The following is a 24,438-nucleotide window of genomic DNA, read 5'->3' on the forward strand; positions in this document are numbered from 1 at the left end:
GAAGGTTTTCTGGCGCCAGCGCTGGCAGCCGGCCATGCCCCGATAGAGTGCAAGGCGGGTTATTAGACGATTGTCGACAATGTGTATTTATTCTTTGACTATCCGGGGCTGATTGGCTAGTTTTTGCGGCATTGCTTTTAAAGGTGTCGACAATATGCTGGATCAACTGGAAACCCCAGTGATGGCCCAAGACGATTCCCAGACCATGTCCGAGAACGTCTTCCGGCGTATCCAGGCCGCCATCGTCAAGGGCGAAATCGCCCCCGGCAGCAAGATCTCCGAGCCGGAACTGGCGCGCACCTATGGCATCAGCCGTGGCCCGCTGCGCGAGGCGATTCATCGCCTGGAAGGCCAGCGCCTGCTGGTGCGCATCCCCCATGTGGGCGCGCGAGTGGTCTCGTTGAGCCATGAAGAACTGATCGAACTCTACGAAATCCGCGAATCCCTGGAAGGCATGGCCTGCCGCCTGGCCGCCGAGCGCATGACCGACGCCGAGATCGAAGAGCTGCGCCAGGTGTTGCACACCCACGAGCGCGATGCGGCCTTCCAGGCCGGTGTCGGCTACTACCAGCAGGAAGGCGACTTCGATTTTCATTACCGGATAATTCAAGGCGCCGGTAATCGCACCCTGACCCAAATGTTGTGCGGCGAGCTGTATCAGTTGGTGCGCATGTACCGCATCCAGTTCTCCGCCACCCCCAATCGTCCACGCCAGGCCTTTGCCGAGCATCACCGCATTCTTGACGCGATTGCCGATCGCGACGGTGAACTGGCCGAGTTGTTGATGCGCCGGCATATCGGCGCCTCCAAACGCAACATTGCCCGTCACTTCCCGGACGGCGCTCCCCAATCACGAGGTGAGTCATGAGTTCCAATAACAACACCACTCCAGGCCAGCGTTTCCGTGACGCGGTTGCCAGCGAGCACCCGTTGCAGGTAGTCGGCGCGATCAACGCCAACCATGCGCTGCTGGCCAAGCGCGCCGGCTTCAAGGCGATCTACCTGTCGGGTGGCGGGGTGGCTGCCGGCTCCCTCGGTGTGCCGGACCTGGGCATCACCGGCCTGGATGACGTGCTGACGGACGTGCGCCGCATCACCGACGTGTGCGACCTGCCGCTGCTGGTGGACGTGGACACCGGTTTCGGCTCCTCCGCGTTCAACGTGGCGCGCACCGTCAAGTCGATGATCAAGTTCGGCGCGGCGGCGATCCATATCGAAGACCAGGTGGGCGCCAAGCGTTGCGGCCATCGCCCGAACAAAGAAATCGTGTCCCAGCAGGAAATGGTCGACCGCATCAAGGCTGCGGTGGATGCGCGTACCGATGACAGCTTCGTGATCATGGCCCGCACCGACGCACTGGCCGTGGAAGGTTTGGAATCCGCCCTGGAACGTGCGGCCGCCTGCATCGAGGCCGGTGCCGACATGGTGTTCCCGGAAGCCATCACTGAGCTTGAGATGTACAAGCTGTTCGCCTCTCGCGTGAAAGCGCCGATCCTGGCCAACATCACCGAATTCGGTGCGACACCTCTCTATACCGTCGATCAACTGAAATCTGCGGATGTTTCCATCGTCCTGTACCCGCTCTCGGCCTTCCGCGCCATGAACAAGGCCGCCGAGAACGTCTACACCGCGATCCGTCGCGACGGCACCCAGCAGAACGTGATCGACACCATGCAAACCCGCATGGAGCTTTACGATCGCATCGACTACCACACCTTCGAGCAGAAGCTCGACGCGCTGTTCGCCGCCAAGAAGTAACGCGAGCGCCTCACTAATAACTACAAGATTGGAGATAACCATGGCCGAAGCAAAAGTACTCAGTGGAGCTGGCCTGCGTGGCCAGGTTGCCGGGCAGACCGCACTGTCCACCGTGGGCCAGGCCGGTGCCGGCTTGACCTATCGCGGCTACGACGTGCGCGAACTCGCCGCCGATGCCCAGTTTGAAGAAGTCGCCTACCTGCTGCTCTACGGCGAACTGCCGACCAAAGCCGAACTGGCCGCCTACACCGCCAAGCTCGGCAAACTGCGCGACCTGCCCCAGGCGCTGAAAGAAGTGCTGGAACGCATCCCCGCCGACGCGCACCCGATGGACGTGATGCGCACCGGTTGCTCGTTCCTGGGCAACATCGAGCCGGAGAAAGACTTCAGCGTGCAGCGCGATGTGACCGACCGCCTGCTCGCCGCGTTCCCGGCGATCATGTGCTACTGGTACCGCTTCAGCCACGACGGCCAGCGCATCAGCTGCGTGACCGACGAGCCGAGCATCGGCGGGCACTTCCTGCACCTGCTGCACGACAAGAAGCCCAGCGACTTGCACGTCAAGGTGATGAACGTGTCGCTGATTCTCTACGCCGAGCACGAATTCAACGCCTCGACCTTCACCGCCCGCGTGTGTGCGTCGACCCTGTCGGACCTGTATTCCTGCGTGACTGCCGCCATCGGCTCCCTGCGTGGCCCGCTGCACGGCGGCGCCAATGAAGCGGCGATGGAGATGATCGAGCGTTTCTCTTCCGCCCAGGAAGCGGTGGAAGGCACCCTCGGCATGCTGGCGCGCAAGGACAAGATCATGGGCTTTGGCCACGCGATCTATAAAGACAGCGACCCGCGTAATGAAGTGATCAAGGCCTGGTCGAAAAAACTCGCCGACGAAGTGGGCGACACCGTGTTGTTCCCGGTTTCCGAAGCCATCGACAAGACCATGTGGGAGCAGAAGAAACTGTTCCCCAACGCCGACTTCTACCATGCCTCGGCGTACCACTTCATGGGCATCCCGACCAAGCTGTTCACCCCGATTTTCGTCTGCTCGCGGCTGACAGGATGGGCAGCTCACGTGTTCGAGCAGCGAGCCAACAACCGCATCATCCGTCCGAGCGCCGAGTACATCGGCGTTGAGCAGCGCAAGTTCGTGCCAATCGAACGTCGCTGAGTGGAGAAACCGCTGATCTTGGGGTGAAACCGGATCAAAAATGTGGGAGCGGGCTTGCTCGCGAAGGCGGTGTGACAGTCGCCATGTGTGTTGCATGACACACCGCTTTCGCGAGCAAGCCCGCTCCCACATTTTGATCGCATTCCACCTTGGATCAGCAACGGTTCTTCCTTTTGCAACTACTGTGACCGAGTCCTGACGATGAACACTGAACACCGCAAACCGCTCCCCGGCAGCCGCCTCGATTTCTTTGACGCCCGCGCGGCAGTCGATGCAATCACCCCCGGCGCCTACGCCACACTGCCGTACACCTCCCGCGTACTCGCGGAGAACCTGGTGCGTCGCTGCGACCCCGCAACCCTCAATGCCTCCTTGAGCCAACTGATCGAACGCAAGCGCGATCTCGATTTCCCATGGTTCCCGGCCCGCGTGGTATGCCACGACATCCTCGGCCAGACCGCCCTGGTGGACCTTGCCGGCTTGCGCGACGCCATCGCCCTGCAAGGCGGTGACCCGGCCCAGGTCAACCCGGTGGTGCCGACCCAACTGATCGTCGACCACTCCCTGGCCGTCGAAGCCGGTGGTTTTGACCCGCAGGCGTTCGAGAAAAACCGCGCCATCGAAGACCGTCGCAACGAAGACCGTTTTCACTTTATCGAGTGGACCAAAAAGGCCTTCAAGAACGTCGACGTGATCCCGCCGGGCAACGGCATCATGCACCAGATCAACCTGGAGAAAATGTCTCCGGTGATCCAGGTACGTGACGGCGTGGCCTTCCCGGATACCTGCGTCGGCACCGACAGCCACACGCCTCACGTTGATGCCTTGGGCGTGATCGCCATCGGCGTTGGCGGCCTTGAAGCAGAGAGCGTGATGCTCGGCCGCGCCTCGTGGATGCGCCTGCCGGAAAGTGTTGGCGTGGAGCTGACGGGCAAGCTGCAACCGGGCATCACCGCCACCGACATGGTGCTGGCGCTGACCGAGTTCCTGCGCAAGCAAAAGGTCGTGGGTGCGTGGCTGGAGTTCTTTGGTGAAGGCGCCTCCGCGCTGACCCTGGGCGACCGCGCCACCATCTCCAACATGGCCCCGGAATACGGCGCCACGGCGGCGATGTTCTATATCGACCAGCAGACCATCGCCTACCTCAAGCTCACCGGCCGTGAAGACGAACAAGTCACCCTGGTGGAGCAATATGCTCGCCACACCGGCCTGTGGGCGGACGACCTCAAGGGCGCGCAATACGAGCGTGGCCTGAGCTTCGATTTGTCCTCGGTGGTGCGCAACATGGCCGGCCCGAGCAACCCCCACGCCCGCGTCGCCACCAGCGACCTGGCGGCCAAGGGCATCTCCGGCCAGTGGGATGACGTGCCGGGGCAAATGCCCGACGGCGCGGTGATCATCGCCGCCATCACCAGTTGCACCAACACCAGCAACCCGCGCAACGTGATTGCCGCCGGCCTGCTGGCACGCAATGCCAACAAGCTCGGCCTGGCCCGCAAGCCGTGGGTCAAGTCGTCCCTGGCACCGGGTTCGAAAACCGTCGCGATGTACCTCGACGAAGCCGGGCTGACCACCGAGCTGGAGCAGTTGGGTTTCGGCGTGGTGGCGTTCGCCTGCACCACCTGCAACGGCATGTCCGGCGCACTCGACCCGGTGATCCAGCAAGAGATCATCGACCGCGACCTGTACGCCACCGCCGTGCTTTCGGGTAACCGCAACTTCGACGGCCGTATCCACCCGTACGCCAAGCAAGCGTTCCTCGCGTCGCCGCCGCTGGTGGTGGCCTATGCGATTGCCGGCACCATCCGTTTCGACATCGAAAAAGACGTGCTGGGCCTGGACGCCAATGGCAAGGAAATCCGCCTCAAGGACATCTGGCCAAGCGACGAAGAAATCGACGCGGTGGTCAAGGCGTCGGTCAAGCCGGAGCAGTTTCGCCAGGTGTACATCCCGATGTTCGCGATCCACGAAGACACCGGCCCGAAGGTCACGCCGCTGTACGACTGGCGCCCGCAGAGCACCTACATCCGTCGCCCGCCGTACTGGGAAGGTGCCCTGGCCGGTGCACGTCCGCTCAAGGGCATGCGCCCGCTGGCGGTGCTGCCGGACAACATCACCACCGATCACCTGTCGCCGTCCAACGCGATCATGCCGGGCAGCGCCGCGGGCGAATACCTGGCGAAAATGGGCCTGCCGGAAGTCGACTTCAACTCTTACGCGACCCATCGTGGCGACCACTTGACCGCGCAGCGCGCCACCTTCGCCAACCCGAAACTGTTCAATGAAATGGTGGTTGAAGACGGTAAGGTCAAGCAGGGTTCGCTGGCGCGCCTGGAGCCGGAAGGCAAGGTCACGCGCATGTGGGAAGCGATCGAAACCTACATGGAGCGCAAGCAGCCGCTGATCATCATTGCCGGCGCCGACTACGGCCAGGGTTCGTCCCGGGACTGGGCGGCCAAGGGCGTACGCCTGGCCGGTGTTGAAGCGATTGCCGCCGAAGGTTTCGAGCGCATCCACCGCACCAACCTGGTGGGCATGGGCGTGCTGCCGCTGGAGTTCCTGCCGGGCACCGACCGCAAGACCCTGAAGATCGACGGCACGGAAACCTACGACGTGATCGGCGAACGCACCCCGCGTGCGCAACTGACGTTGCTGATCAACCGCAAGAACGGCGAGCGTGTCGAGGTGCCGGTGACCTGCCGGCTGGACACGGCTGAAGAAGTGTCGATCTACGAGGCGGGCGGCGTGTTGCAACGTTTTGCCCAGGACTTCCTGGAATCGGCTGTAACTGCCTGACAACTGCGGCCGGGGTCAACGCCCCGGCCCATGAGGACCACCATGGCACACGTACCGCAGATCAAGATTCCCGCCACCTACATGCGTGGCGGCACCAGTAAAGGCGTGTTTTTCAGCCTCAAGGATTTGCCCGAGTCGGCCCAGGTGCCGGGCGCGGCGCGGGATGCGTTGTTGTTGCGGGTGATCGGCAGCCCCGACCCGTATGACAAGCAAATCGACGGCATGGGCGGCGCGACGTCCAGCACCAGCAAAACCGTGATCCTGGCCAAAAGTACCCGCGCCGATCACGACGTGGATTACCTGTTCGGCCAGGTGTCCATCGACAAACCGTTCGTGGACTGGAGCGGCAACTGCGGCAACCTGTCGGCGGCGGTGGGTTCGTTCGCCATCAGCGCCGGCCTGGTAGATGCCGCGCGCATTCCGCACAACGGCGTGGCCGTGGTGCGGGTGTGGCAGGCGAATATCGCCAAGACCATCATCGCTCACGTACCGATCACCGACGGTGCGGTGCAGGAAACCGGCGACTTCGAACTCGACGGCGTGACCTTCCCGGCCGCCGAGGTGCAGCTGGAATTCATGGACCCGGCGGCGGAAGAAGAGGGCGGCGGTGGCTCGATGTTCCCTACCGGCAACCTGGTGGATGACCTGGACGTGCCGGGTGTCGGCACATTCAAGGCGACGCTGATCAACGCCGGGATTCCCACCATCTTCATCAACGCCCAGGACCTGGGTTACACCGGTACCGAGTTGCAGGGCGCGATCAATGGCGACCCCAAGGCCCTGGCGATGTTTGAAACCATCCGCGCCCATGGTGCGCTGCGCATGGGCTTGATCAAACACCTGGACGAAGCGGCCCAGCGTCAGCACACGCCGAAGGTGGCGTTTGTGGCGCGGCCTGCGGACTACGTGGCGTCCAGCGGCAAGGCGATCAGGGCGGGTGATGTCGACCTGCTGGTGCGGGCGCTGTCCATGGGCAAGTTGCACCACGCGATGATGGGCACGGCGGCGGTGGCGATTGGCACGGCGGCGGCGATTTCCGGCACGCTGGTGAATTTGGCGGCGGGCGGCGTGGAGCGTAATGCAGTGCGGTTCGGGCATCCCTCCGGGACGTTGCGCGTAGGCGCCGAGGCCAGCCAGGTCGACGGTGAATGGGTCGTGAAAAAAGCCATCATGAGCCGCAGTGCGCGAGTGTTGATGGAAGGGTTCGTACGCGTCCCCGGCGACTCTTTCTAACCGATCGTTCCCACGCTCTGCGTGGGAATGCATCCCGTGACGCTCTGCGTCACCCTTGCGCCGTACGGGACGCGAAGCGTCCAAGGCGGCATTCCCACGCAGAGCGTGGGAACGAACACCCTGACCCTGAGGATGGACCACACCTAACCCACTTTGGAGTACTGCCATGAGCGCCAACGTCGACCAGAACAACCGCCCCGACTACGACCAGGTCCTGCAGGACATCGCCGACTACGTACTGAGTTTCAGGATCGAATCCCGCGATGCCCTCGACACCGCCCGCAACTGCCTGATGGACACCCTCGGTTGCGGCCTGCTGGCCCTGCGTTTCCCGGAGTGCACCAAGCACCTGGGGCCGATCGTCGAAGGCACGGTGGTGCCGTTCGGCGCACGGGTGCCGGGCACCTCGTTCCGCCTGGACCCGGTCAAGGCCGCATGGGACATCGGCTGCATCGTGCGCTGGCTCGACTACAACGACACCTGGCTTGCCGCCGAATGGGGTCACCCTTCCGATAACCTCGGTGGCATCCTCGCGGTCGCCGACCATCTCTCGCAAAAACGCGTGGCCAACGGCGACGCACCGCTGACCGTGCGGGCCGTGCTTGAGGCGATGATCATGGCCCACGAAATCCAGGGTGTGATTGCCCTGGAAAACTCCTTCAACCGTGTCGGCCTTGACCACGTGCTGCTGGTGAAAGTCGCCTCCACCGCCGTCACCGCCAAGCTGATGGGCGCCAACCGTGAGCAACTGCTGTCGGCCCTGTCCCAGGCGTTTGTCGATGGCCAGGCATTGCGTACTTATCGTCATGCGCCGAACGCCGGTTCGCGCAAGTCGTGGGCGGCGGGGGATGCGTCGAGTCGCGGGGTGCGCCTGGCGGATATCGCCATGCGCGGCGAGATGGGCATTCCCGGTGTGTTGAGCGCGCCGCAGTGGGGCTTCTATGACGTGCTGTTCAGCCACACCAACAAGGACCTGGCGCTCAAGCCCGAAGACAAGCGCGCCTTCAGCCTGTCGCAGCCCTACGGCACGTATGTGATGGAGAACGTACTGTTCAAGATCAGCTTCCCCGCCGAGTTCCACGCACAAACCGCCTGCGAGGCAGCAGTCACCCTGCACCCACAGGTGAAGCACCGCCTGCATGAGATCGACAGGATTGTCATCACCACCCACGAGTCGGCGATCCGGATCATCTCCAAGGTCGGGCAGTTGGCCAACGCGGCGGACCGCGATCATTGCCTCCAGTACATGACCGCCGTACCGCTGGCGTTTGGCAACCTGGTGGCCGAGCAATACGAAGATGAATTCCACGCGGCCCATCCGATCATCGATGAGCTGCGCGAAAAGATGGTCATCGTCGAGGAGCCGCGCTACAGCCGCGAATACCTGGAGGCCGACAAGCGCTCCATCGCCAATGCGGTGCAGGTGTTCTTCAAGGATGGTTCCAGCACCGAACAAGTGGCCGTGGAATACCCGATTGGCCACCGTCGCCGTCGGGTGGATGGCATTCCGTTGCTTGAAGACAAGTTCAAGGCCAACCTGGCGACCCGGTTTACCGCGCAGCGCAGTGCCGAGATTTTTGCGCTGTGCAAGGATCAGGCACGGCTTGAGGCCACTCCGGTAAACCGGTTTGTGGACCTGTTCGTCATCTGAAGAACACCACTGGTCAAATGTGGGAGCGGGCTTGCTCGCGAATGCGGAGTGTCAGCCAATACATATATGGCTGATCCACCGCATTCGCGAGCAAGCCCGCTCCCACATTAAACCTACATGCTGCCTTCCACATCATCCAGGCTGAACGTCTCGGTATGGTCGTCATAGGAGAAGATCTCCGCATACCGCCCCCAGGCCACCACGCTTTCCAGGGTTTTCTCCACAAAGGCTTCCGTCATCGAATCTTCCAGTTCCTGCTCGAAGCGCACCCGTGGCGCCCGGTGGCCGCTGCGCTCAAGCAACACCTGGTGAATGCGCGCGGCCAATGGCACGTGGCGGATCAAGTGTTCGGCGAACAGGGTTTTACGCTCCTGGGTGCCGTAGTCGGCGAACAGTTTGCCGGCATCGGTCAGGGTGATATCGGCACCCTTGAGTTCGGCGAAGCCCAAATGCTCAAGCATCTCCGCCACCGGGAACAGATCGTCGACTTCCAGCAAACGCCGTTCAGCCACGGTCGGCAGGCCGGCGTGGCCATTGTAGGGCTCGGCGGCCAGGGTTTCGATCAGGCCAGCCATCAGGTTGGTGGAGACTTCCGGCAACAGGCTGCCCATTTTCAGCTCAGGCAAACCTCTGCTCGCGTCGGCGCTGCGGCGGTCGGTCATCAGGGCGTAGATGTCGTCGACCATTTGCCGGAAGGTCGGGTCCAGGCGGTTGCGCGGGTGGGCAAACGGCACCTTGATCTCGGCCACCACCCGGCCAGGGTTGGACGACAGCACCAGGATGCGGTCGCACATCAGCACCGCTTCTTCGATGTTGTGGGTCACGATCAGGATCGACTTGATCGGCAGCTGCTTGCCGCTCCACAGATCCAGCAGGTCGGTGCGCAGGGTTTCGGCGGTGAGTACGTCCAGCGCCGAGAACGGTTCGTCCATCAGCAGCAGGGTCGGGTTGACCACCAGCCCGCGGGCGAAACCTACGCGTTGGCGCATGCCGCCGGACAGTTCGCGCGGGTAGGCGTTTTCAAAACCGTCCAGGCCGATCAGGTCGATGGCCGCCAGGGCGCGCCTGCGGGACTCCTTGCGCTCGACCTGCAAGGCTTGCAGGCCGGCCTCGACGTTTTCCAGCACGGTCAGCCACGGGAACAGTGCGAAGGTCTGGAACACCATGGCCACGCCTTCGGCCGGGCCGGTGAGTGGCGCGCCGTTGTAGCGCACTTCGCCCGACGACGGCTGAATCAGCCCGGCGATGATGCGCAGCAAGGTCGACTTGCCCGAGCCGGACCGGCCGAGCATGCCGACAATCTCGCCTTCGTGCAGGCTCAAGTTCACGCCGCTGAGGACTTGCAGCTCGTCTTTACCTTTGCCGAACACCCGGTTCACGTTTTTCAACGAGTAGATTTCCGGAGTGTCGGCGGCATGCTCGGTATAGGTAGTCATCACAGCGAGTCCCATCAATTCAGACGAAGTTTGTTTTCAGCCATGGCGTACATCGGCCGCCACACAGCGCGGTTGAACGCCACCACGAAGATCGACATCACCACCACGCCCAGGGCGATCTTCGGGAAGTCGCCGGCCGCGGTGGTCTGGGCGATGTAGGCGCCCAGCCCGTGGGCGACCACGTTGTCGTGGCCCCAGGACACGTACTCGGACACGATACTGGCGTTCCAGGCACCCCCCGAGGCGGTAATCGCGCCGGTGACGTAGTACGGGAAAATCCCCGGCAGCATCACCTTGCGCCACCACAACCAGCCGCGAATGCGGAAGTTGGCGGCGGCTTCCTTGAAGTCATTCGGGAACGCGCTGGCTCCGGCGATCACGTTGAACAGGATGTACCACTGGGTGCCCAGCACAATCAGCGGGCTCAGCCAGATATCCGGGTTGAGGTTGTAGTGCAGGATCACGATGACGAACACCGGGAACAGCAGGTTCGCCGGGAAGGCCGCAAGGAACTGCGCCAGCGGCTGGATTTTTTCCGCAAGCGCAGGGCGCAAGCCGATCATCACGCCCAGCGGCACCCAGATCAGCGAGGCGATCAGGATCAGGCCAGCCACACGCAGCAGCGTGATGAAGCCCAGCACAAATACGTGGCCGACTTCGGCCAGGGTCACTTCGGTGCCGACGTACTGCACGATGTGGTACAGCGCATAAGCGGCCAGCAGCGCGATGAGTGCGCCCCATACCCAGTCGATCACTTTTGACGCTTTCGGGGTTTCTGCCGGCAGCGCCTTGAGTGCACCGCCCGCCAGGCTGAAGCGCTTGTTGCCAATGCGGCTGATGGCGCGGGTGACAGGCCGCAGGATGCGCTGGACGATGCGCGTGCGCTGGATCAGGTTCAGCAGCCAGGATTGCGGCGCGGCACCCTGGGAGGCGGTGGTTTCCATGCGGAACTTGTCGGCCCAGGCCACCAGTGGGCGGAACAGGAACTGGTCGTACATCAGGATGACCACAATCATCGCCAGGATCACGTAGCCCACAGCGTGCAGGTCTTTCTGGGCAATCGCCAGGGCCAGGTATGAGCCCACGCCCGGCAAGGTGATGGTCTTGTCACCGACGGTAATGGCCTCGGAGGCGACCACGAAAAACCAGCCGCCGGACATGCTCATCATCATGTTCCACACCAGCCCGGGCATGGCGAAGGGCACGTCGAGCTTCCAGAACCGCTGCCAACCGGAAAGTCGCAGGTTGGTCGACACTTCCACCAGGTCATGGGGCAGCATGCGCAGCGACTGGTAGAAGCTGAACGTCATGTTCCAGGCCTGGCTGGTGAAAATCGCAAAGATGGCCGCGAACTCCGCGCCGAGCACACGCCCGGGGAACAGCAGCAGGAAGAACGTCACTGTGAACGAGATGTAACCCAGCACTGGTACTGATTGCAGGATGTCGAGCACGGGCACCAGCAGTTTCTCGGCGCGCCGGCTTTTGGCGGCCAGGGTGCCGTACAACAGGGTGAACACCAGCGCTGCAACCATCGCCGCCAGCATGCGCATCGTGGTGCGCATCGCGTATTCCGGCAGGTTGGCCGGGTCCAGCGAGATCACTTCACTCTGCAGGGTGGCGATGGGCGCCCAGGTTTCCCGCGCAGTGATGGAGAAAAACAGTAAAAAGCCGATCACCAGGGGCAGGGCGACCAAATCCCAGCGGTTGGGTAGCAAGCGCAATGTGGATGCAGGGATGTAGTGACGGAACACTCTTTTCATAGGCAGTCATTCCTGCAGCGTTCAGGTTCAGGGGCGTGATGGGAGTGAGCTTAGCTGCTGCACGAATGACCCACCGAGAAGGGCGGGCGCTGTTTTCGCGAGTCAGGGGCAACGAGGCGTTGCTGGCGGGATTGTACGTTTCTGAATGTTACAAGCGCATAATTTTGCTGTCAGTTTCCTGTACGAACGGCGACTAGGGCGTCGGCGCCCCGGTCGTCGCTCGGCGGTTATTCAAACCGCAGGATCACCCTGCGATTGTGTTTGCTCTTCTTCTCGATTTTTTCGCAGAACACCCGGCCGATTTCCTCGGTATTGGTCACATGGGTGCCGCCGCAGGGCTGGATATCGATCCCGGCGATTTCAATCACCCGTACTGCCCCCTGGATGACCGGTGGCGCCACCGCCTGGGTGCGAGTGATCTGCAGCAGGGTTGAATACTCCGAGGCGGGCATGGACAGGGTTTTCACCCCATGAGCCTGTTCGATCAAGGCATTGAGGTCACGGGTGATGGTCTCTTTGTCGAGGGTCATTTCCGGCAGGTCGAAATCCAGGCGGCCCTTGTCGGCGCCGATACTGCAACCGGTCACCGGAGCGTCGATGATCGAGCACAGGAGGTGCAGGCAGGTGTGCATTTTCATGTGCTGGTAGCGACGTTCCCAGTCCAGGCTGGCGTCTACCTGCATCCCGGCGGCCAGTTGCTCGGGGCAGTGTTCTACCTGGTGCCAGATGATCGAGCGCAGCACCGGGTCACGCACGGTGCCGGTGATGTCGACGCGGCTGCCGTCGGGCAGGATGAAATGGCCGGTGTCCCCCGGTTGGCCGCCGCCGGTGGGGTAGAACAGCGTGTGCTCCAGGGCGATTCCCTGTTCGCTGACGGCAATCACCCGCGCACTGAAGGCATTTTGGTAAGGCGCGCTGTCGAACAGCGCGAGGGTTTCCATGGTGTGCACGGACATGTTCAACCTCCGACGATCAGTGGGCTGGCTTGCAGCAGGCGACGAACCATCGCGCTCAAGCCAGGAGGAGATAGCAGGGTGATTTCAAATTCGGGCCCGGTCACTTTCAGGTTCAGCGGCAGGCGCGGCGGGTAGGCGTTGGTTTCGATGTGCCGCAGGCGGAATTGCAGGTGATGACGTTCCTTGACTGTCGGCTCCAGCAGCAGGCCGGGCAGGGGATGAAAGTCAGCGTCCAATACCGTCACCTTGTGGCTGGCGTTGACTTCGCCCACCACGTGCAGGCGTTCGTCGAGGGCAAACGCGCCGAGGTAATTGCTGTGGTCCGACTCATCGTTTTTCTGCAACTGGATCTGGTTGACCACCTTGACCTTGGTGCCGGCCGGCACGTCCTGGGTGATCACGCAGGACGGGCTGATGAACACGTTGTCGCCGATCAGCACGTAACCGAGCACCCGTGCGCCGGAGCCGACTTCCACGTTGTTGCCCAGCCGCGGGTGGCGCTTGCCGTCCGGGTTGTTGGCGATGCCCCGGGCGCCGAGAGTCACGCCGCAGAGGATGTAGCAGTCGTTGCCGATCTCGCAGGTTTCACCGATGACCGTGCCGTAACCGTGGTCCAGCACAAAGCGCCGGCCGATCCGCGCTGCGGGGTGAATTTCGGCGCCGGACAGGATCTTGCCCTGGTTGCTCAGCTTCAGGGCGATGGCGGAAAACACGCCGTTGTTCTTGTCCGGGAAATTCCACACCAGGTGGGCCAGGCGGTAATACAGCACGGCCTTGAACGAGGCGTAGGACTCCAGGATCAGCTCTCCGCGCCCACGGGACGCCGGGTCGCGCCAGGCATAGGCGATCAGGTCTTCGGCCACCGCCTGGGCCGCCGCCTGGATCAGCGGCGCGAGATGCGCCTCCAGCTGCTTCAACTGCGCAGGCGTAAGCGTGGTGATGAGGTGGGTGAGCAACTCATCGTGCAGTTGTTGCATGTCGATAAAGCCCCCCATGGAGGCACCCCCGCAATAGTTGTTATTCAAAACAGGGCAGATAGCTGTCGGCACTGTCGTAGACCATGGTCAGCACGACGGTGTCGGTGGGCAGCTCCGGCGCCAGCTTGGCGATGGCTACCATGTTGGCGGCCGACGACAGCCCGAGGCTGATGGCGTCGGTGCGCATGATGCGTTTGATCATGTCGAGGCATTCCTGGCGCGACACCTTGAGCATCCCGTCAATGATCGCGACGTTGAGAATGCTCGGGATCAAGCCGATCGACAGGCCCTGGATATGGTGCGGCGCATGGCGGTCGCTGAGCAGGTCGCACTCTTCCGGCTCCACCCCCATCACGCGGATCGCCGGCCAGGTGCTCTTGAGGGTTTCGCCGATGCCGGTGATATGGCCCCCGGTGCCGATGCCGCTGACGAAGTAGTCCACACGCAGCTCGCCGAAGGCGCGGATGATTTCCCGGGCGGTGGTGTCACGGTGGGTCTGCGGGTTGGCGCCGTTGCGCTGCTGGTTGAGCATCACGTAGCTGGGGTTTTCCAGCTGCAGCTCCATGCACTTTTCGCCGTGGGAATTGTTGCCCAGGCGGCTGTCCGACAGCACCACCCTGGCGCCGTACAGGCGCAGCAGTTTCTGCTTCTCGGGGCTGTAGTTGTCGGGGATCACCAGCACCACTTTATAGCCCAGCACGTTACCGGCCATCACCAGGCCGATGCCGGTGTTGCCGCCGCTGGGCTCGATGATGGTTTGCCCTGAGCCACGAATCAGAATGCCCCGGCGCTCGGCGTCGAGGATCATGCCCAGGGCGATGCGTGCCTTGTGGCTTCCGCCGGGGTTGAGGGATTCCAGCTTGGCGTAGACCTCGATGCCGAGGTCTTCGGAAAACTGTTCCAGGCGCACGATGGGCGTTTGGCCAATGGCGTCGAGTATCGAGTTATGCAACATCAAGTAAGAGCCCATGGCCGCTGATCAGTACAAAGGCATGTCGGGTTCGACGTCGCGAACCCAGTGTTTCATGCCACCTTGCAGTACTTTGGTGTTGGCGAATCCGGCGGCCAGCAAGGTGCTGGCGGCTTGCTCCGCGCGGGTCCCGGCGTAGCAGATGAGGTAGTGCGTGTTGTCGCGGCTGAGGTTGGCGAGTTGCCCGTCGAGCTCGGCCAGCGGGATGTGCACCACCCCCGGCAACTTGCACACTTCCAGCTCGCTGGCGTCCCGCACATCCAGCAGTACGTCGGCCTTGCTGTGTTGCTCGAGCAGTTGCTTGAGCACCCGCGGCTTGATGTAGCGTTCTTCGGCCAGGGAAGGTTGGCTTGGCAGGGCGTCGGCGCAGACGGCGGGGGCGATGGTTTGGCTGTGGCGCAGTTCCGAGCAGCAAGGGCAGTCGGCGCGGCGCTTGAAGCGGATCTCGCTGAACTTCATCGCCAGCGCATCAAAGCGCATCAGCCGGCCCGAGAGTGGTTCGCCAATGCCGATCAGCAGCTTGATCGCCTCGGTGGCCTGGATCATCCCGACCACCCCGGGTAATACGCCGATGACCCCGCCGGCGCTGCAGTTGGGCGCCAGTTCCGCCGGTGGTGCCTGGGGAAACAGGCAGCGATAGCACGGCCCGCCTTTATAGTTGAGCACGCTGATCTGCCCGTCGAAGCGGTAGATGGCGCCGTACACCAACGGCTTGCCCAACTGCACGCAAGCGTCGTTGACCAGGTAGCGGGTTTCGAAATTGTCGGTGCCGTCGATCACCAGGTCATAGGCGCCCACCAGTTCCAGGGCGTTGTCGGTGTTGAAGGCGGTGTCGTAGGTGTTGATCTGGATGTGGCTGTTGAGGTCCTGCAAGCGCTGCTTGGCGGACTCGACCTTGGGCAGGCCCAGGGTGCTGTTGCCGTGGACGATCTGGCGTTGCAGGTTGCTGCTTTCCACCACGTCGAAATCCACCAGCCCCAGGGTGCCGATGCCGGCTGCCGCCAGGTACAGGCTGATGGGCGAACCGAGGCCGCCGGTGCCGATGATCAGCACGCGGGCTTTCTTCAGGTTCAACTGGCCTTCGCGGCCGACGCCGGGCAGGGTGATGTGGCGCACGTAGCGCTGCACTTCTTCGTTGCTCAGTTGGTCGACGTCCATGCCGCCGGAGGTGGCCAGCAGTACTTCGATTTTGGCTTCCTCCGGTAACCTGTCATCGGCGTTGATCAGTTCTTCTTCGGCGATAAAGAGGAAGTGCTCCTTGATCTGGTTGTTATTTTCGTGAAACAGGTGCGCACGTAAATTCGGATGGTTATCGCACAGGTTTTCAATGACTTCGCGCAATGTCGATCCGGCACCCTCGAGGGTCGATGCTGGCAGCTTGGCCACGCGGACCAGGATGTCGGGGAAAGAGACAGCGTTCATGCACAACTCCGTTTGCAGGTCGTTGAAGGGGTTTTGGGCGAAACGTTTGCCATCCCAGGCAAACAGCTTGGAACCTTGGGTCTTGCCCTGGCGAACATCCACCACCAGGTAACTTACGGGGTAGATCGGCTCGCCCATGAAGAGGGCCTTGTCCTGGTCTTCGTCGCTGAAATACGCGCCGACGTCAGGGTGGGAGTGGTAGATCACCACCACCGGGTTATCACCGCGAAACGCCTTGTTCATCATCAGCGTGTCGGCCACCGAAAAGGTGTAGCCGTTGGCGGCGCTGCGTGGATACATCTCGGGGTTCTTGCGGTGCAGCTCGTTCTGGATGTTGCTGCCCAGGTACACGCTGCCATCGGCGAAAACGAAGCCGCAGCATTCCTCGGGGTAGCTGCGGTCGGCGTGGGCGTAGATCTGCTCCAGTGCGCTTGGGCTCAGGACCTTCATCTCAGTTTTTCTTCGCCAGGAGCTTTTCGATGGGCAGCTTGGTGATGGCAAAGCCAGCCAGCAGGATCGCCGAATACATCATCAGGTCCCTGGAAATCTGCACGCCCTCGTACCAGGCCCCGATGATCACCGCGAACACCGGGAAGATGATGAACACGAAGGACAAAATGATCGGGCTCAGGCGCTTGAGCAGCATGAAATACACGATAAAGCCGCCCACCGAGGCCACCAGCCCGAGGTAGAACAGCGCACTCCAGGAACGCAGGGTGATGTCTTCAAAGGTCGGGGTTTCAAACCACAGCCCGGCGACAAACAGCATCAACCCGGCGATGCCGATGGGCAGGGTGTTGTAGGTGATCACGCTGATGGCACTGCCTTGTTTCTTGGTAATCACGTAGCACAAGGCATGCATGATCGCGGCGGCGAGGATCGCCAGCACGCCGAAGAACTCGGCATGGTCCAGGTGCAGGCCCTGGCTCTTGATGATCATGTACAGGCTGCCGAAACCGATGGCGATACCGATCACCTGGGAAAAGTAGATGCGCTCGCGCAGGAACAGCGCGGAGAAAATCAGGATAAACACCGGCATGCAGCTGAACAGCAGCGCGGTAAGGCCGGACGAAACATGCATCTCGCCGTAGTTGAGCAGGTAATACGGAACGCTGAAGTAGGACAGCGTCACAAACACGAAAAACCAGCGGCTTTCCCGGGGAAACAGGATCGGCTCGCGGCGCACCCAGGCGAAACACAGGAACAGCGGAAACGCGATCAGGAACCGCAGCCCGGCGGAGGTCAGCGGTGGCACGCTTTCCACAGCGATCTTGATGCCCAGCCAGGTAGTGCCCCAGCTGAGACACACGATCAGGAACATCACACTGGTAATCAGCCCGGCCAACCACTGCTTGTGAGTTTTTGTTTTTTCAGCATTTTCGAGAACGGCGGACATTGGCATCGTGACATTGCTTCCATGAGACCGAATTGACCTCTATATTGAGTGCCATGATTCGGTGATTGAACCCGTAAAAGCACACTATTAGGGCGAATGATGGCTGTCAAAACAAATATTGACATGGTGTCAATTATGCGAGAAGGACTCTCCAACGGGCAGGGCGTGAAGTACAAGCGCCTGTCCGATGTCATGGAGCGAGGCATCCTTGAAGGCTTGATTGAACCGGGAAGAAAACTGCCGCCTCATCGGGTGCTTTCCGACAATCTGGGGGTCACCATTGGCACCATCAGCCGCGCCTACGGTGAGCTGGAACGCCTGGGGCTGGTAGTGGCGCGGGTCGGCGACGGCACTTTCGTACGCAAGCGTGGGATGGAGCGCCAGCGGGATGAAGGCTTTCGCAACTTCAGCGACGAGCCGCGGCAATACTTTGATATGAGCCGCAACATGCACATCCCCGGGCAGGAGACCACGTTCCTGGCCCAGAGCTTCCAGACGCTGGCGAACAACGCCAAGTTCTTGCAGGACATCAGTGCCTACACCCCGGATGCCGGGCTGCCGCGTTACCGGGCGGCGGGTGCGCAGTGGCTGGTGCAGCGGGATTTCCACCCGATTCCCGAGCAGGTGATTTGCGTGAACGGCGGCCAGCATGGGTTGCTCTGCGCAATGATGGCGCTGTTGCGAGCCGGCGATACGGTGGTGACCGAACAGTTGACCTATCCGGGGCTGATCACCGCCGCGCGCATGCTGGGCATCCGCCTGATCGGCCTGGAAATGGATGAAGAAGGGCTGCTGCCGGGGGCGCTGGATGAAGTCTGCCGCAATCACCGGGTGTCGGCGTTGTACTGCACGCCGACCATCCAGAATCCTACGACGGCGGTGCTGTCGGTCCCGCGCCGTGAGGCATTGGTGAAGGTCTGTCGGGAACACAACCTGCTGATTCTTGAGGACGAGGCCCACGGTGTGCTGGTGGAAGACCGTCCGCCGCCCCTGAGTCATTTTGCTCCGGAGCGTACGATTCTGATCAGCAGCCTGAGCAAGGCGGTATCGGCAGGCTTGCGGGTTGGGTACGTGCATGCACCGCCGGCGCTGGTCAGCCGGATTTCTGCGGCCCTGCGTTCCACCTGCTGGATGGCCACGCCGGTCACCCTGGAACTGGCGACCCAGTGGATCGAAAACGGCACGGCGGAACACCTGTTGCACCAGCAGATCCAGGAAATCAGCCGCCGCAAGGCACTGGTGGAAGGTTTGTTGATCGGGCTGGAGTACCGCACTCACCTGAACAGCCCGCACTTCTGGATCGAAGTCCCGGAGCCATGGCGCGCGTCGGAAATCGAGGCGGAGTTAAAGCAGAACAATTACCTGATTGCGACAGCCGAAGCGTTTGCCGTGGGGCAGACGGCGGTGCCGCAATTCATTCGGGCGAGCATCTGCAATACGTCGGGGGATGATCAGTTGCTGCTGGATGGGTTCGATGCGCTGGCGACGGCGCTGGGGCAGGGCGGGGGGCGGTTTCACCTGTGAACCCAACAGTTTGTTGTGAACATGACCCCTGTGGCGAGGGAGCTTGCTCCCGCTGGGCTGCGAAGCAGCCCCAAAGCCATTCACTAAATACCAGTCGTCTGGTTTGCGACTGCTGCGCAGTCGAGCGGGAGCAAGCTGCCTCGCCACAGAAGCTCCCTCGCCACACAAGCACCTTGGCCAGAGCGCGGAGTTACTTGAACCGCCGCTCCACCCCTTTCTCCACCAGAATCTTCGCCGAAATCTCTTCCACCGAAAAATGCGTGGAATTGATGTGCGCAATATTTTCCCGGCGGAACAGATTTTCCACCTCCCGCACTTCAAATTCGCACTGCGCATAGCTGGAGTAACGGCTATTGGGCTTGCGCTCGTTGCGAATCGCCGTCAGGCGGTCCGGGTCGATGGTCAGCCCGAACAGCTTGTGCTGGTGCGCGCGCAGGGCGCTCGGCAGCGTCAGGTGCTCCATGTCGTCTTCGGTCAGCGGGTAGTTGGCCGCGCGAATCCCGAATTGCATGGCCATATAAAGGCAGGTCGGCGTCTTGCCGCAGCGGGACACGCCCACCAGGATCAAATCAGCCTTGTCGTAGTAGTGGGTGCGGGCGCCGTCGTCGTTGTCGAGGGCAAAGTTCACCGCCTCGATCCGCTCCATATAGTTGGAGTTATGGCCAATGGAGTGAGATTTTCCGACAGAGTATGACGAATGTTCACTTAACTCTTGTTCCAGCGGCGCCAGGAAGGTAGAGAAGATGTCGATCATGAAACCATTGGAGGTGGCGAGGATCTCACGAATGTCCTGATTGACGATGGTGTCGAAAATGATCGGACGAAATCCGTCTTTTTCGGCCGCCAGATTGATTTGTTGTACCATGGCTCGCGCTTTATCCACGCTATCGATATAGGGTCGCGTGAATTTGCTGAAGGTAATGTTTTCGAACTGCGCCAGCAGGCTTTGACCCAGGGTTTCGGCTGTAATGCCGGTGCCGTCGGAGATAAAGAAAGCAGATCGTTTCATTTGAGCCTTGGGCCTTAAGCTGATGACGAATCTTGGATATGATAGGCGCGATTTTGCCGTCCCGCAGTGGGCCGCATTCTCACTTATTTTCCAGGTCCAGGCCACAAACGCCGGTAACCGCTCCTACTGAGCCGCCGGCGTCCTGAGCTTTTCCAACACAGAAAGTGGAGAGATCACCTTGGTAGAGTACGTAGTTTCCCTCGATAAGCTCGGCGTCCATGATGTAGAGCACGTAGGGGGCAAGAACGCATCCCTGGGCGAGATGATCAGTAATCTTGCGGGCGCCGGTGTATCGGTGCCAGGTGGTTTTGCCACCACCGCCCAGGCTTACCGTGATTTCCTCGAGTTGAGCGGCCTCAACGATCAGATCCATGCCGCCCTCGATGCGCTGGACGTCGATGACGTCAACGCCCTGGCCAAGACTGGCGCCCAGATCCGTCAATGGATCATGGAAGCCGAGTTCCCCGAGAAGCTCAACGCCGAGATCCGCACCGCGTTTGCCACGCTGTCGGCCGGTAACCCGGACATGGCCGTCGCCGTGCGCTCCTCGGCCACCGCCGAAGACCTGCCAGACGCTTCCTTTGCCGGTCAGCAGGAAACCTTCCTGAACATCCGCGGCGTGGAAAACGTGATCCGCGCAGCCAAGGAAGTGTTTGCCTCCCTCTTTAACGACCGTGCTATTTCCTACCGCGTACACCAGGGTTTCGACCACAAGCTGGTGGCCCTGTCTGCCGGTGTGCAGCGCATGGTGCGTTCGGAAACCGGCACCGCCGGCGTGATGTTCACCCTGGACACCGAATCGGGCTTCCGCGACGTGGTGTTCATCACCGGCGCCTACGGCCTCGGCGAAACCGTCGTACAAGGCGCGGTGAACCCGGACGAATTCTACGTCCACAAACACACCCTTGAAGCCGGCCGCCCGGCCATCCTGCGCCGCAACCTGGGCAGCAAGGCGATCAAGATGATCTACGGCGACGAGGCCAAGGCCGGTCGCTCGGTGAAAACCGTTGATGTCGACAAGGCCGAACGCGCGCGTTTCTGCCTGACCGACGCCGAAGTCAGCGAATTGGCCAAGCAGGCGATGATCATCGAGAAGCACTACAAGTGCCCGATGGACATCGAATGGGCCAAGGACGGTGACGACGGCAAGCTATACATCGTCCAGGCCCGCCCTGAGACCGTGAAGAGCCGCACCTCGGCCAACGTCATGGAACGCTACCTGTTGAAAGAAACCGGCACCGTGCTGGTGGAAGGCCGTGCCATCGGCCAGCGCATCGGCGCCGGCAAGGTGCGGATCATCAAGGACGTGTCCGAGATGGACAAGGTCCAGCCAGGCGACGTGCTGGTCTCCGACATGACCGACCCGGACTGGGAACCGGTGATGAAGCGCGCCAGCGCCATCGTCACCAACCGTGGCGGGCGTACCTGCCACGCGGCGATCATCGCCCGCGAGCTGGGGATTCCGGCAGTGGTCGGTTGCGGTAACGCCACCCAACTGTTGAAAGACGGCCAGGGCGTGACCGTGTCCTGTGCTGAAGGCGACACCGGCTTCATCTTCGAAGGTGAGCTGGGCTTCGATATCAAGCAAAACTCCATCGACGCCATGCCCGACCTGCCGTTCAAGATCATGATGAACGTCGGCAACCCGGACCGCGCCTTCGATTTCGCGCAATTGCCGAACGCCGGTGTGGGCCTGGCCCGCCTGGAGTTCATCATCAACCGCATGATCGGTGTGCACCCCAAGGCCCTGCTGAACTACGACGGCCTGCCGCCGGACATCAAGGAAAGCGTCGACAAGCGCATCGCCGGCTACAACGACCCGGTGGGCTTCTACGTCGAGAAGCTGGTGGAAGGCATCAGCACCCTGGCAGCGGCGTTCTACCCGAAAAAGGTCATCGTGCGCCTGTCGGACTTCAAGTCCAACGAGTACGCCAACCTGATCGGCGGCAAGCTTTACGAGCCGGAAGAAGAAAACCCGATGCTGGGCTTCCGTGGCGCCTCGCGCTACATCAGCGAAGCCTTCCGTGACTGCTTCGAGCTGGAATGCCGCGCCCTCAAGCGCGTGCGCAACGAGATGGGCCTGACCAACGTCGAAATCATGGTGCCGTTCGTGCGCACCCTGGGTGAAGCGAGCCAGGTGGTGGACCTGCTGGCTGAAAACGGCCTGTCCCGTGGCGAGAACGGCCTGCGCGTCATCATGATGTGCGAGCTGCCATCCAATGCCATCCTGGCTGAAGAATTCCTGGAGTTCTTCGACGGCTTCTCCATCGGTTCCAACGACCTGACCCAGCTGACCCTGGGCCTGGACCGCGACTCCGGGATCATCGCCCACCTGTTCGACGAGCGTAACCCTGCGGTCAAGAAGCTGCTGGCCAACGCCATCCAGGCGTGCAACAAGGCCGGCAAGTACATCGGGATCTGCGGCCAAGGCCCTTCCGATCACCCGGACCTGGCCAAGTGGCTGATGGAGCAGGGCATCGAAAGCGTCTCGCTGAACCCCGATTCCGTACTGGAAACCTGGTTCTTCCTGGCTGAAGGTCAAGCCCAGGCGTAATACGCAACACCCAAAAGTGCCGGTCAACCTTGCGGTTGGCCGGCATTTCTCATTCTGTACAGGGCGGAACTCCTTCCGGACGCCGCCCTTTTTTGTGCAAGAGCATTATGCAAAGCAGCAGCAACCTGTTTCCCGTCGCCTTGATCAGCGCTGAGCGTCGTGGCGACCTGAGTGAAGATGTGTATCGGCTGAAACCCGGCAACAGCCCTGACGGTACCGTCGAGCTGGCCGTGACCCGCCTGGGCCTGGCTGACGTCCCGGAAAACCGGGGCGTGCCGGTGGTTTTGTTGCATGGCAGTTTTTCCAACCGCCGCTTCTGGTACTCGCCCAAGGGGATCGGCCTGGGCGCCTACCTGGCGCGCGAAGGGTTTGACGTCTGGATCCCGGAAATGCGCGGTCACGGGCTGTCCCGGCGCAATCAGGACTACGCCAGGAATCGTGTCGCCGACTATGCTCGCTACGACTTGCCGGCCATTGCCGCCTTCGTGCGTGAGCAAAGCGGGCAGATTCCCCACTGGATCGGGCATTCCCTGGGTGGCACAACCCTGGCTGCGGCCCTGGGTGGGCAGCACCTTGGCGCGCCGGCAGTGGCCTCGGTGGCGCTGTTTGGCTGCCAGGTCAGTCGCACGCATTGGCCGTTGAAGTTGCCACCGGTGGAGTGGACCGGTCGCCTGCTCTTGAAACGTTTCGGCCAATTGTCCGGCGCTCGGTGGAAACGCGGCCCGGAGGACGAGCCGGCGGGCGTATTGATTGAAGCCATGCGCTGGAATGGGCTGTTCGGCCGCTTTGGCGAAGGTAAGCAGGATTGGTGGAAAGGCCTGGCCGAGGTTGACGTGCCGCTGTTGGCGGTGAGCGCCGCCGGCGATCACCAGGACCCGGACTGGGCCTGTCGCAAGCTCTTTGAGCAGGTCGGCTCCGAGCATCGCCAATACCTGTGCCTGGGGCGCCAGCAAGGGTTCAGCGGGGATTTCGGGCATGTCGAGATGCTCGTCAGCAAGGCCGCCCAGGCTGAAGTGTGGCCGCTGGTGACGCGCTGGTTGAAAAATCCGCTTACACCTTTGCTGGGGGCGCAGGCGCAGGAACTGGCAGCGGTTTGAGCGCAAGGCTCTATCAGGGGCGTTTCGCTTGTTTGCCGTAGAGGCTAAGATATGACGCGTTGGGTGGTTCTGGTCATATTCAGTCGCGCAGTGGGTCTTGCGTTGCTATCCGATGGGCCTGACTATTCGGCCCGGATTAAAGAACCTTCATGGCAAAGCGTTTCCAGATGTAAGTAAACAGTGGGATGTTTGACACCTTCTTTCACCTACAGGAGTTTCTCGATGAACCATTACCTTACCCCCGACCTGTGTGACGCCTATCCGGAGCTGGTGCAGGTGGTTGAGCCGATGTTCAGCAATTTCGGCGGCCGGGACTCCTTTGGTGGCGAGATCGTGACCATCAAGTGCTTTGAAGACAATTCCCTGGTCAAGGAACAAGCCGAGCTCAATGGGGCCGGCAAGGTGCTGGTGGTCGATGGTGGGGGTTCCCTGCGCCGCGCGTTGCTGGGCGACATGATCGCCGAGAAAGCCGCGAAAAACGGCTGGGAAGGGCTGCTGATCTACGGCTGCATCCGCGATGTCGACGTGATCGCCCAGACCGACCTGGGCGTGCAGGCCCTGGCCAGCCACCCGATGAAGACTGACAAGCGCGGTATTGGCGATTTGAACGTGGCGGTGACATTCGCCGGCGTGACCTTCCGCCCGGGCGAGTACGTGTACGCCGACAATAACGGCGTGATCGTCTCCCCAAGCCCGCTGAAAATGCCTGAATAAATAGCCGTAGCCGACAG

The 24,438-nt window shown here is 61.8% G+C and carries 18 protein-coding genes; 10 read left to right on the plus strand and 8 right to left on the minus strand.

Annotated features, from left to right (window positions below):
* Positions 1-154: 154 nt before the first annotated feature.
* The 6 genes from HX817_RS13485 to prpD all read left to right on the plus strand — a co-directional run bounded on the left by HX817_RS13485 (position 155) and on the right by prpD (position 8,606).
* Positions 155-868 (plus strand): GntR family transcriptional regulator, encoded by a 714-nt coding sequence (locus HX817_RS13485; protein WP_008432676.1) that lies wholly within the window; start codon positions 155-157, stop codon positions 866-868.
* Entirely contained in the window at positions 865-1,758 is an 894-nt protein-coding gene (gene prpB, locus HX817_RS13490; RefSeq protein ID WP_003214976.1) for a methylisocitrate lyase, read from the plus strand. Before HX817_RS13485 ends, prpB begins: the two co-directional genes overlap by 4 nt.
* Positions 1,759-1,798: 40 nt before the next feature.
* Positions 1,799-2,926, plus strand: a complete 1,128-nt coding sequence (prpC, locus tag HX817_RS13495) for a 2-methylcitrate synthase (RefSeq protein ID WP_177040361.1) — start codon at positions 1,799-1,801, stop codon at positions 2,924-2,926.
* Positions 2,927-3,127: 201 nt separating this feature from the next.
* Positions 3,128-5,722: a Fe/S-dependent 2-methylisocitrate dehydratase AcnD gene (gene acnD / locus HX817_RS13500; protein WP_134325935.1), complete on the plus strand. Its 2,595-nt coding sequence runs from the start codon at positions 3,128-3,130 to the stop codon at positions 5,720-5,722.
* Between the two features lie 42 nt (positions 5,723-5,764).
* Positions 5,765-6,955: a 2-methylaconitate cis-trans isomerase PrpF gene (gene prpF / locus HX817_RS13505; RefSeq protein WP_177040362.1), complete on the plus strand. Its 1,191-nt coding sequence runs from the start codon at positions 5,765-5,767 to the stop codon at positions 6,953-6,955.
* 166 nt (positions 6,956-7,121) lie between these two features.
* Positions 7,122-8,606 carry a 2-methylcitrate dehydratase gene (prpD, locus tag HX817_RS13510; RefSeq protein ID WP_177040363.1) on the plus strand — a complete coding sequence of 495 codons (1,485 nt, stop codon included), beginning with the start codon at positions 7,122-7,124 and terminating at the stop codon, positions 8,604-8,606.
* A gap of 113 nt (positions 8,607-8,719) precedes the next feature.
* On the opposite strand, the gene HX817_RS13515 is transcribed toward prpD, so the two are convergent.
* The 7 genes from HX817_RS13515 to HX817_RS13545 form a co-directional block, all read right to left on the minus strand.
* Positions 8,720-10,042: an AAA-associated domain-containing protein gene (locus HX817_RS13515; RefSeq protein WP_008432668.1), complete on the minus strand. Its 1,323-nt coding sequence runs from the start codon at positions 10,040-10,042 to the stop codon at positions 8,720-8,722.
* A gap of 14 nt (positions 10,043-10,056) precedes the next feature.
* Positions 10,057-11,802: an ABC transporter permease subunit gene (locus HX817_RS13520; RefSeq protein WP_134325938.1), complete on the minus strand. Its 1,746-nt coding sequence runs from the start codon at positions 11,800-11,802 to the stop codon at positions 10,057-10,059.
* A gap of 227 nt (positions 11,803-12,029) precedes the next feature.
* Positions 12,030-12,758: an alanyl-tRNA editing protein gene (locus HX817_RS13525; RefSeq protein WP_003214990.1), complete on the minus strand. Its 729-nt coding sequence runs from the start codon at positions 12,756-12,758 to the stop codon at positions 12,030-12,032.
* A gap of 2 nt (positions 12,759-12,760) precedes the next feature.
* Entirely contained in the window at positions 12,761-13,753 is a 993-nt protein-coding gene (locus tag HX817_RS13530; RefSeq protein ID WP_003214992.1) for a serine O-acetyltransferase, read from the minus strand.
* A 22-nt stretch (positions 13,754-13,775) separates the two neighbouring features.
* Positions 13,776-14,690 (minus strand): PLP-dependent cysteine synthase family protein, encoded by a 915-nt coding sequence (locus tag HX817_RS13535; RefSeq protein WP_043225528.1) that lies wholly within the window; start codon positions 14,688-14,690, stop codon positions 13,776-13,778.
* 24 nt (positions 14,691-14,714) lie between these two features.
* Positions 14,715-16,577 (minus strand): molybdopterin-synthase adenylyltransferase MoeB, encoded by a 1,863-nt coding sequence (gene moeB / locus HX817_RS13540; protein ID WP_177036352.1) that lies wholly within the window; start codon positions 16,575-16,577, stop codon positions 14,715-14,717.
* A 1-nt stretch (position 16,578) separates the two neighbouring features.
* Entirely contained in the window at positions 16,579-17,472 is an 894-nt protein-coding gene (locus HX817_RS13545; protein ID WP_166742189.1) for a DMT family transporter, read from the minus strand.
* Positions 17,473-17,622: 150 nt separating this feature from the next.
* Here HX817_RS13545 and HX817_RS13550 point away from each other — a divergent pair, with 150 nt between their 5' ends.
* The gene (locus HX817_RS13550; protein ID WP_102370226.1) at positions 17,623-19,047 is read left to right on the plus strand and encodes a PLP-dependent aminotransferase family protein; all 1,425 of its coding nucleotides are present in this window, start codon (positions 17,623-17,625) and stop codon (positions 19,045-19,047) included.
* Between the two features lie 190 nt (positions 19,048-19,237).
* On the opposite strand, the gene HX817_RS13555 is transcribed toward HX817_RS13550, so the two are convergent.
* Positions 19,238-20,056 carry a pyruvate, water dikinase regulatory protein gene (locus tag HX817_RS13555; RefSeq protein WP_003215001.1) on the minus strand — a complete coding sequence of 273 codons (819 nt, stop codon included), beginning with the start codon at positions 20,054-20,056 and terminating at the stop codon, positions 19,238-19,240.
* Positions 20,057-20,234: 178 nt separating this feature from the next.
* Here HX817_RS13555 and ppsA point away from each other — a divergent pair, with 178 nt between their 5' ends.
* The 3 genes from ppsA (at position 20,235) to rraA (ending at position 24,421) form a co-directional block, all read left to right on the plus strand.
* Positions 20,235-22,610, plus strand: a complete 2,376-nt coding sequence (gene ppsA / locus HX817_RS13560; RefSeq protein WP_003215003.1) for a phosphoenolpyruvate synthase — start codon at positions 20,235-20,237, stop codon at positions 22,608-22,610.
* A 107-nt stretch (positions 22,611-22,717) separates the two neighbouring features.
* Positions 22,718-23,707, plus strand: a complete 990-nt coding sequence (locus HX817_RS13565; protein ID WP_003215005.1) for an alpha/beta fold hydrolase — start codon at positions 22,718-22,720, stop codon at positions 23,705-23,707.
* 222 nt (positions 23,708-23,929) lie between these two features.
* The gene (gene rraA / locus HX817_RS13570) at positions 23,930-24,421 is read left to right on the plus strand and encodes a ribonuclease E activity regulator RraA (protein ID WP_133101682.1); all 492 of its coding nucleotides are present in this window, start codon (positions 23,930-23,932) and stop codon (positions 24,419-24,421) included.
* Positions 24,422-24,438: the final 17 nt, after the last annotated feature.

This window comes from Pseudomonas sp. C6002, from assembly GCF_013385805.1.
In the GTDB taxonomy this organism is placed as follows: domain Bacteria; phylum Pseudomonadota; class Gammaproteobacteria; order Pseudomonadales; family Pseudomonadaceae; genus Aquipseudomonas.

Excerpts from the sequence above, each read along its gene's own strand:
- HX817_RS13485 (WP_008432676.1), top strand. The coding sequence starts at position 155 with ATGCTGGATCAACTGGAAACCCCAGTGATGGCCCAAGACGATTCCCAG.
- prpB (WP_003214976.1), top strand. The coding sequence starts at position 865 with ATGAGTTCCAATAACAACACCACTCCAGGCCAGCGTTTCCGTGACGCG.
- prpC (WP_177040361.1), top strand. The coding sequence starts at position 1,799 with ATGGCCGAAGCAAAAGTACTCAGTGGAGCTGGCCTGCGTGGCCAGGTT.
- acnD (WP_134325935.1), top strand. The coding sequence starts at position 3,128 with ATGAACACTGAACACCGCAAACCGCTCCCCGGCAGCCGCCTCGATTTC.
- prpF (WP_177040362.1), top strand. The coding sequence starts at position 5,765 with ATGGCACACGTACCGCAGATCAAGATTCCCGCCACCTACATGCGTGGC.
- prpD (WP_177040363.1), top strand. The coding sequence starts at position 7,122 with ATGAGCGCCAACGTCGACCAGAACAACCGCCCCGACTACGACCAGGTC.
- HX817_RS13515 (WP_008432668.1), bottom strand. The coding sequence starts at position 10,042 with ATGACTACCTATACCGAGCATGCCGCCGACACTCCGGAAATCTACTCG.
- HX817_RS13520 (WP_134325938.1), bottom strand. The coding sequence starts at position 11,802 with ATGAAAAGAGTGTTCCGTCACTACATCCCTGCATCCACATTGCGCTTG.
- HX817_RS13525 (WP_003214990.1), bottom strand. The coding sequence starts at position 12,758 with ATGTCCGTGCACACCATGGAAACCCTCGCGCTGTTCGACAGCGCGCCT.
- HX817_RS13530 (WP_003214992.1), bottom strand. The coding sequence starts at position 13,753 with ATGGGGGGCTTTATCGACATGCAACAACTGCACGATGAGTTGCTCACC.
- HX817_RS13535 (WP_043225528.1), bottom strand. The coding sequence starts at position 14,690 with ATGTTGCATAACTCGATACTCGACGCCATTGGCCAAACGCCCATCGTG.
- moeB (WP_177036352.1), bottom strand. The coding sequence starts at position 16,577 with ATGAAGGTCCTGAGCCCAAGCGCACTGGAGCAGATCTACGCCCACGCC.
- HX817_RS13550 (WP_102370226.1), top strand. The coding sequence starts at position 17,623 with ATGGCTGTCAAAACAAATATTGACATGGTGTCAATTATGCGAGAAGGA.
- HX817_RS13555 (WP_003215001.1), bottom strand. The coding sequence starts at position 20,056 with ATGAAACGATCTGCTTTCTTTATCTCCGACGGCACCGGCATTACAGCC.
- HX817_RS13565 (WP_003215005.1), top strand. The coding sequence starts at position 22,718 with ATGCAAAGCAGCAGCAACCTGTTTCCCGTCGCCTTGATCAGCGCTGAG.
- rraA (WP_133101682.1), top strand. The coding sequence starts at position 23,930 with ATGAACCATTACCTTACCCCCGACCTGTGTGACGCCTATCCGGAGCTG.